Below are 12,067 nucleotides of genomic sequence, written 5' to 3' on the forward strand. Positions count from 1 at the left end.
AATTAAAAGTTTGGCAGAACATTAGAACAAATGCTGGTCAGGGAAAACTGCTATCTGGTCAATATCTGGTAGATTAGGTAGGTCTTGTTTCAACAGATAGGGAGCAGTGCCTTGGTTAAACCAGTAGAATTCACTTTCGAAGAAACCAATATCGACGAAATCTCAACATTTGCAGGCCGTGTTGCGGTGTTTGTAACGCCTGAAGGCAGCCTTGATCCGGCCGCGCGCCGTGTGAACCGCCTGACAAAGGGCGCGGTTGCACGCCTTGCAGAGGATAATCTTAAGGCTGGTGATGCGCGTGTTCTTGCTTATCCCGTTGGAATGGCTGCCGAAGCTGTCGACGTGATCTGCCTAGATCGCCGCGCCTCTATCGAAGAAAACCGTGCAGCGGGCGTTGCTTTGGCCAAAACACGTGGCAAGGCGCCCTTGCTGGTTTGCGTCGGCAATAACAACAAAGCGGCACAGATCGTTCTAGGTCTCGCTCTGCGGGATTATCGCTTTGACGCGCATAAAACGGATGCGGAACAAGACGATGTGCGTACTGTCACTGTCATGTCTTCAAAGCACGAAGTGATCGAAGCCAACGCGCTGCCACTGCTTGCCGTTGCAGAAGGCGCGTTCTTTACCCGGGATTTGGTGAACGAGCCGGCCAACGTATTGACCACAACTGACTTCGCAGATCGTCTGGTCGCTATGGGTGATCTTGGTCTACAGGTCGAAGTGCTTGAGGAAGACAAGCTGGCAGAGCTTGGCATGGGCGCTTTGCTCAGCGTCGGGCAGGGCAGTGTTAGCCCCTCTAAGGTCGTCGTTATGAAATGGATGGGCGCAGGTGATGATCGCGCGCCACTCGCGCTGGTTGGCAAAGGCGTGGTCTTTGACACTGGTGGCATTTCCTTGAAACCTGCCGGTGGTATGGAAGATATGACCATGGATATGGGCGGCGCGGGCGTAGTTGCGGGCACTATGCGCGCACTGGCACTTCGCAAAGCCAAAGCCAATGTTATCGGCCTTGTCGGCTTGGTGGAAAACATGCCTTCCGGCAATGCGACCCGTCCGGGTGACGTGGTGACTTCTATGAAAGGTGACACGATCGAAGTCATCAACACAGACGCCGAAGGCCGCTTGGTGCTGTGTGACGTGATGCACTACGCTCAAGAAACGTTTAAACCATCAGCCATGATTGATCTCGCGACCCTCACAGGTGCGGTTATCATTGGCTTAGGCCACGACAACGCAGGTGTATTCTCTAACGACGACCACCTCTGCAACGGGTTCCTACGCGCCGCTGAAAACGAAGGCGAGGGCGCATGGCGTCTGCCGCTAGGTAAATCCTACGCGGATCAGCTGAAATCACGCATCGCTGATGTGAAAAACGTAGGCGGTCGCCCAGCAGGTTCCATCACCGCTGCGGAATTCCTACATCGGTTTGTCCAGGACGGCACACCGTGGATTCACCTCGACATCGCCGGTGTTGCCCATGTGAAATCTGACACGACCTATGCGCCAAAAGGGGCCACAGGCTGGGGCGTGCTGGCACTCAGCCGCTTGGTTCAAGAGCGCTTTGAAGTCGTCGAAGAGGAATGACCTAAATGGGCGCCGCTTTTTTCTATCATCTCACACAAAACCCGCTCGAAGATACTTTGCCCCTGTTGCTTGAAAAGGCGACGGGTGCTGGGTGGAAGATCGCGGTGCGAGGTGTCGAGGCGGCGCGTATGGATTGGCTAGATCAACGTTTGTGGCAAGGAGCTGAGGATAGCTTTTTACCACACGGCCAAGCTGGTGGTGAACATGATGCATTGCAACCGATCTTATTAACGATCGACGCGTCGCTTGCGAATGGGGCGTCCTGCATCATGTCGGTCGATGGTGCGCAAATCTCTGCTGAAGAAGTGCAGGCAGCAGACCGAGTTTGTATTCTATTCGATGGCCATGACCCCGAAGCATTGTCGCACGCGCGTGCCCAATGGAAAGCACTGACAGACGCCGGATGTGCCGCACAATACTGGTCAGAAGAAAGTGGCCGATGGGAGAAAAAGGCAGAAAAAGCAGCAGCTTAACATGCGGGATTAAATCACCGAGTTAAGACAAGCTTGCCTTTGGTGATCGTGATCTGTTCGTACCGGTTTAGGTAACTCATTCCCAACAAGGATATATCCATATCACCCTGTGTCACGCGGGCTGCGATGTCCTCGTCGGTGTAATCCCCGACTTGCACCTCGTCCAAACGAACAATTGCAGTACGGACTTCGCCATTTGCTGTCATCGCGCGTCCTAGGAACCGCAATGTATCGGTGTTTAATCCGGCTCGGGTTGCATCCTCTTGCGATAAGACCAAATCCGTGGCGCCCGTATCTACGACAAAGTTAATCTCTGTCCCATTGACCTCTGCGGTTAGGTAATAATGCCCATCGGCTGACACTGGGATTTCAATGCGTCCCTGATCGGCAAAGACTGAATGCGCAGGACGTGCCGCTGTGCGAATATCTTCCCACATTCCAACCGCTGCAATGACACCCAAAAAGATCAACCCCCAAGCCAAAGCTTGCTGCACTGTCTTTCCAAAGGATTGGCGAAGGTCGGACACAAACCACAGCACAACAGCAACGCCGAGCACTGACAAATAGGCCAAGTTTCCGATTTCAAATTCACTCACACAAAAGCTCCTTCTCCTTAATATAGGAGAAATTGCAATGCTTTACGAGGCAAAGCCGAATGCCTTGAGGCCGTCGAGAATAAATTGAACCGACAAAGCCGCCAAAAGCATACCCAAAAGTCGGGTGACAACATTGATACCAATCTTACCCAATGCGCGTTCCAAGAGACCGCCCGCCAGAAAGAATGTCAACACAGCGAACATCACGACCAATGCAACACCCAGCACAAGAAAGGTGCCTTGAATACCCTGCATTTGCCCACTCAGTAGGATGACCGTTGCGATTGATCCCGGACCAGCAATCAACGGAATAGCCAAAGGAAAGACTGACGGATCATTCATCTCTTCAATCTGCCCTTCACGCCGCTCTGCGCGCCGCTCAAACAACATGTCCAAAGCTGTTAGAAACAAAAGTGCACCACCCGCGATGCGGAACGCCGGCATCGAAATCCCGATAAAGCCCAACACAGCTTCGCCAAAGAAGGCAAACAGCGAAAGAATGAAGAACCCAATCAAACATGCCCGCATTGCAATCGATCGACGTTGCTGCGCAGTCATACCGGGCGTCAGCGCAATAAAGATCGGCATCAACCCGATTGGATCGATGATAACAAACAGAGTAGCAAAGGCCGTGATAAGAAAAGCGGTATCCATATCTGAACTCTATGCGTTAAGCGTTTGCTTTTTCAAGCTTTTCAAGCGCAGTCATCCACATGGCTTCGGCGCGATCCTGCGCTTCCATGACTTCACCGTATTTCTTTTGCCAAACTTCCATTTCACCAAGCTTTTCAGCCTCGTAAAGCGCTGGGTCCGCTAGCTTTTTCGCCAACTTCTCGCTCATCTCGTTCAGCTTATTCACGCGCTCTTCGCATTTCTTAACATCCGCGCGCAGGGCCGCCACGTTTTCGCGTGTTGGTTTCTTTGGCGCGGCAGCCTTTGCTTTTTCCTTAGCAGCAGGCTTATCGCTAGACAGCAGCAACTTGCGATAGCTTTCAAGATCATCTTCATATGGCTTTACAGAGCCATCTTTCACCAACCAAAGGCGATCCGCGACCAAGGAAAGCAAATGCATATCGTGGCTGACCAGGATCACAGCTCCACGATAGGCGGTCAACGCCTCGACCAGCGCTTCGCGGCTTTCAATATCCAAGTGGTTGGTCGGTTCATCGAGGATCAGCAGATGCGGCGCATCTAATGTTGCCAACAACAGCGACAAACGCGCCTTTTGACCACCGGACAGGCGTCCAACAACTGTTTCCGCCTGTGCAGCACCTAGACCAAAGCTGGCCAAGCGCGCACGAATTTTGGCTTGGCCTTCATGGCTGCGCAACCGCATCAAATGTTGAATGGGTGTCTCATCGACATACAGCTCATCAACCTGATGCTGGGCAAAAAAGCCGATACGCAGCTTGTTAGAGATAGTGAACTTGCCGGATTTCCGCTCTAGCCGACCAGACAATAGTTTGGCCAAGGTCGATTTACCCTGACCGTTCTTACCCAGCAGTGCAATTCGATCATCTTGGTCGATACGCAGGTTTAGGTTTTTCAGAACGATGGTATCGCCATAGCCAACCGATGTGCTTTCCGTTGCAATAATCGGCGGCGAAAGCTCTTCGGGGGCAGGGAAGGTAAACACCACGCGCGCCGCATCTTCGGGCGCTGTGATTGGTGTCATCTTCTCTAGCATTTTCACGCGGCTCTGCGCCTGCTTTGCTTTAGATGCCTTGGCTTTAAACCGGTCCACAAAGCTCTGCAAATGCGCGCGCTGCAAATCTTGCTTCTTAGCCGCTGCCGCCTGAACAGCGCGTTGCGCGGCCCTTTGTTTGGCAAAGGAATCATATGGACCTGTGTAATAGGTCAGCTTTCGTTCATCCAAATGCAGGATCGCGTTCACGGAACGGTTCAACAATTCGCGGTCGTGCGAAATGATCAAGACTGTATGCGGGTACTTTACCAGATAAGCCTCAAGCCAAAGCGCGCCTTCAAGGTCAAGGTAGTTGGTCGGTTCGTCCAACAGCAAATAGTCAGGTTGTGAAAACAACACCGCTGCAAGGGCGACGCGCATGCGCCAACCACCAGAATAGGCAGAGCAGGGCTTTAGCTGATCTTCGTGATCAAAACCCAAACCTCTTAGGATAGAGCCAGCGCGCGCTTCCGCGCTCCAGGCATCAATATCGCTTAGGCGGGTTTGAATATCTGCAATGCGTCCCGGATCAGTTGCGGTTTCAGCCTCGGCCAACAATTCCGTACGCTCGGTGTCAGATGCCAACACCGTATCAATCAAAGAGACCTCGTTGCTGGGCACTTCCTGTGCGACGCCGCCAATCTTGGCACGGTCGGGCAGGGTGATAGAGCCACCTTCTAGCGAAAGCTCGCCACGGATCAATCGGAACAGCGTGGTTTTGCCGGCGCCATTGCGTCCAATCAGGCCAACTTTGTGGCCTGTTGGGATCGTCGCGGATGCGCCTTCGAACAAAGGACGGCCTTCGACGTTATACGAGATATCTGAGATCTTTAACATGGCTGCGAGCAGTCTATGAGACGGGCAAACTTGTCAATCCGTATTGCTAAGTTTCAAACCAAGTTCCAAAGGGCTTTGCAAAACAAAATTCACATGGTAGTGCCCGCGCAAATTCAACTTTGATCTTTGAGGTATAACCATGGCTCTGGAACGCACGTTCTCTATCATCAAACCTGATGCAACTCGTCGTAACCTGACAGGCGCAATCAACGCGAAATTCGAAGAAGCTGGTCTGCGCGTTGTTGCGCAAAAGCGTATTCACCTGACAAAAGCACAAGCAGGTAAATTCTACGAAGTACACGCAGAGCGTCCATTCTACGACGAACTGTGCGAATTCATGGCATCTGCGCCAATCGTTTGCCAAGTTCTAGAAGGCGAAGGCGCAATCGCGAAAAACCGCGAAGTTATGGGCGCAACAAACCCAGCAGACGCAGCACCTGGCACAATCCGTGCAGAGTTCGCTGAATCTGTAGGTGAAAACTCTGTACACGGTTCCGACGCTCCTGAAACAGCAGCAGTTGAAATCGCGTATTTCTTCTCTGGTCTAGAACTGGTCGGCTAATCCGCCTTTTCTACCAAAAGACATCAGAGCCGCTTTGGAGCAATCCAAGGCGGCTTTTTTTGTTATCCGGCCTTGCGGGGGATAACGCCAATTTCATTTAAAATGGTTTCAAGCTTTGACAAACCAGTGTCATGTGAACTGGCTTTGATCGCGTCAAACCGAACGCGTAGCGCTTCTTTTTCTTTACCTTTGCAATCGTTCCAAGGACGACCTTGCAAGGCCATGACCAAAACGTAATAGCCAATAAAGTGTGGTTTTGATCCTGTTTTCAACAGTTTGGCATAGGCGTCATCAGCACCCAATGCGCGTAGTTCTTCGGCGGAATGAATTCCAGCACGGGCACAGGCCTCTTCATAGGCCGGGCCAAGGTTTTTGATTGAGGATACAGGCGTCATGGACGCAATCTATCATTCTCAATAAGGGTGTCACCCTGAAGTGGTCTTAGATCATCGCCCAATCAGTAAAAACTTGTTTCTTAGGTTCAGGTGCAGACGCAGTTTGTTTAACCGGTGGTGTGGGACGTGTAGACGCAGAGGTCTGCTGTGGGTCTTTCTGCATAGAAATAGGCATGCTCGTGCTCCTTATGTTGTCCCCGTTTCGGGGTTTAGCGATCTTGGGAATATCCTGCCCAAAACCACCGTTTCTTGGTGCGCCCACAGCGGATAATCAGTGGGACGTTTGGATAGGCTAAAATGCGATTCGGGCAACAATGTGCCGAATTTTAAATTTATTGTTCTCAAATGCAGGATAGTCACATCGGCATTGTGATGAGCTGTCAGACTTTTTGCCGGTATAAGATGGTTAATAACCGCGTCGGTAACGACCGCATTTCGATCAAAAGGAGCTTTAATGCGCAAATTCTTGGCACTTGTTCTTCTCGTAGGGCTGAACCTTTCCAGCCCAGCGACCGCGCTAGAGACCCAATCCGGCAACATCCAAGTCACGCGCATGTCCTCGGGTTTCAAAACACCTTGGGCGCTAGGGTTCCTTCCAGACGGTAGTTATCTCGTGACCGAACGGCGGGGCCGTCTGTATCACGTTGAACTGTCCGGAAAGAAAACCGCGATCAAAGGCGTGCCCAAAGTGGCGGCAAACGGGCAGGGTGGTTTGCTGGATGTTCTTGTCCCGCGTAATTTCCAGCAATCTGGCGAAATCATCATGACCCTCGCCAAGGCACAGCCAAATGGCAGCGGCACCGCTGTTGCCATCGCAAAACTTGACCTGGCGAAAGCGACACTCACCAATCAACGCATCATATTTGAAATGACGCCCGGTTCCCAAGGCGACCGCCACTTCGGCAGCCGTATCGTAGAGGCGCGGGATGGCTCTCTTTTCGTCACTATCGGCGAACGTGGAGATCGCCCATCTGCCCAAGACCTATCGCGCCACAATGGTAGCATCGTAAAAATCACCCGCAGCGGCGCAGCAGCCACAGGCAATCCATTCCTAGACCAAGCCAACGCAGAACCCGAAATCTGGAGCTATGGCCACCGCAATCCGCAAGGCATGGCCTTTGATGCAAAGGGGGTGCTTTGGGCTGTCGAACATGGGGCCCGTGGGGGTGATGAAGTGAACCGCATCCGCAAAGGCGCAAACTACGGTTGGCCCGTCATCGCTTATGGTCGCCATTACTCAGGGCAAAAAATCGGCGAAGGCACGCAGAAACAGGGAATGGAACAACCTGCGTACTATTGGGACCCTTCCATCGCCCCATCCGGCATGATGATCTATACCGGCGACATGTTCCCGGATTGGCGCGGTGATATCTTTGTTGGAAGCCTGAAATTTGATTATATTTCAAGGCTTTCAGGCGCAAACCTAACAGAAACAGAAGCGCTAAAATCACCAAACACCAAACGTGTCCGCGACATCCGCCAAGCGGCAGATGGCAGCATTTGGTTCATCTCCGATGACCGCGGTGCGATCTACCGCATGTCACGCTAACCTAGGCAGATGGCCCTTGCGTACCACGCTCACGATAGGGAGTGGTTTCGTAATGCGAACGATAGCATTTGGAGAAATGGCTGGGCGATGCAAACCCGCAAGCCAGTGCAACGTTGATCACGCTCATATCCGTCTGCATCAAAAGGTTACGCGCCTTTTGTAACCGCAATTCCATATAGTACCGCTTTGGCGAGCGATCCAAATACCGGCGGAACAACCGTTCTAGCTGGCGTGTCGACATACCGACATTTTCTGCCAAGGCCGACGGGCTAATCGGCTCTTCGATATTGGCTTCCATCATATGGATCACTTGGCTCAACTTCGGATGCCGCACGCCAATGCGCGTCGGCACAGACAAGCGCTGCGCGTCCTGATCCGTTCGAATGGATGAATAAATCAACTGATCCGCCACCGCATTGGCCAGTTCAGCCCCATGATCTTGGCCAATGAATTTCAACATCAAATCAATCGATGCTGTCCCACCGGCGGTCGTGAACCGGTTGTTATCAATTACGAAAACAGAACGAGTCAGCTCAATGTCTTCGAAATCTTCAATAAAGCCATCTTGGTTTTCCCAGTGAATGGTCGCCCGGCGCCCATCCAATAGGCCCGCTTTGGCCAAAGTGTGGGCAGCTGTACACAATCCACCCACCAAAACCCCACGTCGCGATTCGCGTCGTAGCCAGTTCAACAGTTTAGGTGTGGTCGCAGATTTCACATTGGTGCCACCACAAACGACCAATACATCATCTCGAAAGATGTCTTCAAAACCAATATCGACTGAAAAACTGGTCCCGACAGAACATGTCACCGGCTCTCCATCCGCACCCGCAGTCACCCATTGATACAGCTCTTTGCCAGCCATTCGGTTAGCCAACCGCAGGCTTTCTATGGCTGCCGCAAAGCATAACAGCGTAAATTCATTCATTAAAAAGAATACAAAACGCTTTGGCTTAGTATCTTTTGCTATCGCAAATGGGTTTATGTCATTTGTCAAAGAGGGAACGACTCACTCGTTTAAGGTGAAACAGATGATCCACATGAATAATTTGCGACCATTCCGTCAAGAACCTTATTTTGCCTATGGTCACTTCTGTCAAATTGCATATGGTTCACTTCCGTAGAGTGCACGACGCATTCTCGTACCAATGTTAACCGGAGTAAAGACAATGGCAGAATGGCAAAAATCTGACTGGCGCAACAAGCCCAGGGTTCAGATGCCTGACTATACGGATGCAAACGCGCTTGAGGCTGTCGAAGCCAAGCTCGCAAGCTATCCGCCCTTGGTCTTTGCTGGCGAAGCGCGCAGCTTGAAAACAAAACTCGGAGCTGCGTCTCGCGGCGAGGCCTTTTTGCTGCAAGGCGGCGACTGCGCGGAATCCTTTTCGCAATTCAGTGCTGATGGTATCCGCGACACCTTTAAGGTGATGTTGCAGATGGCGATGGTTCTGACGTTCGGCGCCAAAGTGCCCGTGGTCAAAGTTGGCCGTATGGCTGGCCAATTCGCGAAACCACGGTCCGCACCGACGGAAACCGTAGATGGCGTAGAGCTGCCAAGCTACCGTGGCGACATCATCAACGAGCTTGATTTCAATTCTGGCGCACGGATCCCTGATCCAAGCAAAATGCTGCAAGCCTACACACAGGCCGCAGCAACGCTGAACCTTCTACGAGCCTTTAGCACCGGGGGCTATGCTGACGTGCATCAGGTCCACGCATGGACTCTGGGCTTCACCGAGGGTGAAAAAGCCGCGAAATACCGCGAAATGGCCAATAGCATCAGTGATGCGTTGGACTTCATGTCAGCGGCAGGTGTGAACAGCAACCTGTCACACGCGCTGCACACCGTTGATTTCTACACCAGTCACGAAAGCCTTCTGCTGGAATATGAAGAGGCGCTCACACGTCTTGATTCAACATCTGGCAAATGGTTGGCTGGTTCTGGCCACATGCTTTGGATTGGCGACCGTACCCGTCAACCAGACGGCGCGCATGTCGAATTCCTGCGTGGCGTTCAAAACCCGATCGGTTTGAAATGTGGTCCAACAACCACTGCCGAAGACCTGAAGGTTCTGATGCAAAAGCTGAACCCAGAAAACGAAGACGGCCGTCTAACACTGATTGCACGCTTTGGTGCGGGCACGGTGGGTGACCACCTGCCTCGCTTGATCAAAGCCGTGAAAGAAGAAGGCGCAAACGTTCTTTGGACCTGTGACGCGATGCACGGCAACACAATCAAATCGGCAACCGGTTACAAAACCCGCCCATTCGAAAGTGTTCTGCGCGAAGTTCAGGAATTCTTTGCAGTGCACAAAGCCGAGGGCACAATCCCTGGCGGCGTTCATTTCGAGATGACCGGCCAAGATGTGACCGAATGCACCGGCGGTGTTCGCGACGTAAAGGACGAAGACTTGTCCGATCGTTACCACACCGCTTGCGATCCTCGCCTAAACGCGAGCCAATCGCTAGAACTGGCCTTCCTCGTAGCCGAGGAACTGTCAGCCTTGCGCAACTCGGCACCAGAAGCTCAGGCCGTTTAAGAGCTGACTATTTAGTAAACCAAGGGCGCTCCAATTTGGGGCGCCCTTTTTCGTGGGCCGTTTGATCAGTCGTTCTGTACCAAAGTTAATCGGGGTGCCGCGGTCTCTGTTTCCCGACCCTGCTTGATCGAAGAAACCGCCGGATTTCCTGCCACAACGGTCAAACCCTGTGATTGTACGTTTGGGCTGCTGAATTGTCCGAAGTGTACGATTGGTTTCACAACAGACCCCAATGGCATTAACGTTTGCGCCCCGGACCTCGGCAGCACATCGTATTGCAAACATCCCAAAACGCGGGTGGTTTTTCCCTCGTGATCTTGCAGCGGCAACAAAATCATCTGCGCCTGAACCGTCGAAGATCGCGCTTTGTCCCAAGTCATATTGATCGTCGCTTTGGCAGGCATTTCAAAGACATCTTCTAATATGTCCCCAAACAAAGCCCTGCGGCGTGGGGCAATCAAGCAGGTCGCAGGCATCCCGCGCACGTCCAAGCCAAGCACATCAGAAACCTTTGATCCTGCAATACGCAACCGGGCAACGCGTGGTGCAACGCATTCTAAAATAAAGGAATATGGCAAAGCGTTCTGAATACCACGCGGATCAATCTTGCTCCGCTCTGGTATGTCGTTATCGCCGCGCAATCCGTGCCAATAGGCCTCAACCTCTTTGATCGCCGCAAATCGCGATGCGCTCATTCCCTTTCGGCCACGGCTTAATCGTATCATGTCTTTCACCCAAATTCTCTCAGTCACCCAAAGTCGCGATCTGCATTTCGTCGGTGCGATTGCCAGCGCTGCCAAAAAGTTACCACTCCCTTAATATGCCCGATTTGAACGAAACTTTGTGAAATTCTGAAAGGGTTGGTTAATGTTCTACGGTTTCCCTAATTGCACCATTGCCCTAAACGGTTGGTTCGCTTTAGGTGATAAGATATTAAAAATGAGGAGAGCGGTTCATGTTGCAATCTATGACAGGCTTTGCATCGGCCAAAGGAGAAGCCGAGGGCTATAGCTGGGCCTGGGAGCTGCGCAGTGTGAACTCCAAGGGACTGGATTTACGCCTGCGGGTGCCAGACTGGATTGAAGGACTAGAACCACAACTTCGCGCCGCATTGTCCAAAGCGCTAGGGCGCGGTTCAGTATCTCTTGGCCTGCGCATTTCGCGAACCGAAGAAACCGCATCTTTGGCGCTAAACACGGTCACGCTCGACACCGTGCTAAACGCCCTAAGCGAAGTCGAATCCCAAGCCATGGATCGTGGTCTATCACTGTCACCTGCCAATCCTGCTGAAATCCTAGCGTTGCGCGGCGTACTAGACACAGCCAGCAGCGAGGGCGACATGGACGCCTTGCGTAAAAAACTGATGTCCGAAGTGCCGGATTTGCTGAAAGCCTTTACCGAAATGCGCCAAACCGAAGGCGCAGCATTAATGTCAGTGATGCAAAATCAACTGACTGAAATTGAAACACTAACGGCACAATCCGCAGAAATTGCGGAACAACGCAAAGCGGAAATGGCGCAAAACCTGCGCGATAACCTTGCGCGCGTATTGGAAAACTCCGAAGGGGCCGATCCAGCCCGCGTCGCACAAGAGCTAGCGATGATCGCTGTAAAAACCGACGTCACCGAAGAGCTAGATCGCCTAAAGGCCCATGTCGCAGCCGCGCGCGACCTCCTAGCTAAAGGCAGCCCAGTGGGGCGCAAACTTGATTTCTTGATGCAAGAATTCAACCGCGAGGCCAACACGCTATGCTCCAAAGCGCAAAGTGTGGATTTGACCCGCGTCGGCCTAGACCTTAAAGCCGTGATTGATCAAATGCGCGAACAAGTTCAGAACGTGGAATAAA

The 12,067-nt window shown here is 52.3% G+C and carries 13 protein-coding genes; 6 read left to right on the plus strand and 7 right to left on the minus strand.

What is annotated here, in order from left to right:
- The first annotated feature begins 111 nt into the window (after window positions 1-111).
- Together Q4544_RS10930 and Q4544_RS10935 are read left to right on the plus strand one after the other, a co-directional pair.
- A complete protein-coding gene (locus tag Q4544_RS10930; protein ID WP_303506175.1) occupies window positions 112-1,584 on the plus strand; it encodes a leucyl aminopeptidase in 1,473 nt (490 codons plus the stop codon).
- Window positions 1,585-1,589: 5 nt separating this feature from the next.
- A complete protein-coding gene (locus Q4544_RS10935; RefSeq protein ID WP_303506177.1) occupies window positions 1,590-2,057 on the plus strand; it encodes a DNA polymerase III subunit chi in 468 nt (155 codons plus the stop codon).
- Window positions 2,058-2,071: 14 nt separating this feature from the next.
- Here Q4544_RS10935 and Q4544_RS10940 read toward each other — a convergent pair whose 3' ends face one another.
- From Q4544_RS10940 to Q4544_RS10950, 3 genes are read right to left on the minus strand one after another with little or no spacing between them, the layout of a single operon-like run.
- Entirely contained in the window at window positions 2,072-2,653 is a 582-nt protein-coding gene (locus tag Q4544_RS10940; protein WP_303506179.1) for a TIGR02281 family clan AA aspartic protease, read from the minus strand.
- Between the two features lie 42 nt (window positions 2,654-2,695).
- A complete protein-coding gene (locus Q4544_RS10945) occupies window positions 2,696-3,307 on the minus strand; it encodes a MarC family protein (RefSeq protein WP_303506181.1) in 612 nt (203 codons plus the stop codon).
- Between the two features lie 16 nt (window positions 3,308-3,323).
- A complete protein-coding gene (locus Q4544_RS10950; RefSeq protein WP_303506187.1) occupies window positions 3,324-5,174 on the minus strand; it encodes an ATP-binding cassette domain-containing protein in 1,851 nt (616 codons plus the stop codon).
- A 139-nt stretch (window positions 5,175-5,313) separates the two neighbouring features.
- Here Q4544_RS10950 and ndk point away from each other — a divergent pair, with 139 nt between their 5' ends.
- Window positions 5,314-5,736 (plus strand): nucleoside-diphosphate kinase, encoded by a 423-nt coding sequence (gene ndk, locus Q4544_RS10955; protein ID WP_303506189.1) that lies wholly within the window; start codon window positions 5,314-5,316, stop codon window positions 5,734-5,736.
- A 62-nt stretch (window positions 5,737-5,798) separates the two neighbouring features.
- Here the strand turns inward: ndk and Q4544_RS10960 are convergent, their stop codons facing one another.
- Together Q4544_RS10960 and Q4544_RS10965 are read right to left on the minus strand one after the other, a co-directional pair.
- A complete protein-coding gene (locus tag Q4544_RS10960) occupies window positions 5,799-6,131 on the minus strand; it encodes a TfoX/Sxy family protein (RefSeq protein ID WP_303506191.1) in 333 nt (110 codons plus the stop codon).
- Between the two features lie 46 nt (window positions 6,132-6,177).
- A complete protein-coding gene (locus Q4544_RS10965; RefSeq protein WP_303506193.1) occupies window positions 6,178-6,306 on the minus strand; it encodes a hypothetical protein in 129 nt (42 codons plus the stop codon).
- 279 nt (window positions 6,307-6,585) lie between these two features.
- Between Q4544_RS10965 and Q4544_RS10970 the strand changes: the two genes are divergently transcribed.
- A complete protein-coding gene (locus Q4544_RS10970; protein ID WP_303506195.1) occupies window positions 6,586-7,680 on the plus strand; it encodes a PQQ-dependent sugar dehydrogenase in 1,095 nt (364 codons plus the stop codon).
- Window position 7,681: 1 nt separating this feature from the next.
- Here Q4544_RS10970 and Q4544_RS10975 read toward each other — a convergent pair whose 3' ends face one another.
- The gene (locus Q4544_RS10975; RefSeq protein ID WP_303506197.1) at window positions 7,682-8,608 is read right to left on the minus strand and encodes a GlxA family transcriptional regulator; all 927 of its coding nucleotides are present in this window, start codon (window positions 8,606-8,608) and stop codon (window positions 7,682-7,684) included.
- 241 nt (window positions 8,609-8,849) lie between these two features.
- Here Q4544_RS10975 and Q4544_RS10980 point away from each other — a divergent pair, with 241 nt between their 5' ends.
- On the plus strand, window positions 8,850-10,220 hold the full coding sequence (locus Q4544_RS10980) for a class II 3-deoxy-7-phosphoheptulonate synthase (protein ID WP_303506199.1): 1,371 nt from the start codon (window positions 8,850-8,852) through the stop codon (window positions 10,218-10,220).
- A 65-nt stretch (window positions 10,221-10,285) separates the two neighbouring features.
- On the opposite strand, the gene Q4544_RS10985 is transcribed toward Q4544_RS10980, so the two are convergent.
- Window positions 10,286-10,945 (minus strand): PAS domain-containing protein, encoded by a 660-nt coding sequence (locus Q4544_RS10985; protein WP_303506201.1) that lies wholly within the window; start codon window positions 10,943-10,945, stop codon window positions 10,286-10,288.
- A gap of 230 nt (window positions 10,946-11,175) precedes the next feature.
- On the opposite strand from Q4544_RS10985, the gene Q4544_RS10990 reads away from it, so the two are divergent.
- On the plus strand, window positions 11,176-12,066 hold the full coding sequence (locus tag Q4544_RS10990; protein ID WP_303506203.1) for a YicC/YloC family endoribonuclease: 891 nt from the start codon (window positions 11,176-11,178) through the stop codon (window positions 12,064-12,066).
- Window position 12,067: the final 1 nt, after the last annotated feature.

Source organism: Cognatishimia sp. 1_MG-2023 (assembly GCF_030548175.1).
Classification (GTDB): Bacteria; Pseudomonadota; Alphaproteobacteria; order Rhodobacterales; family Rhodobacteraceae; genus Cognatishimia.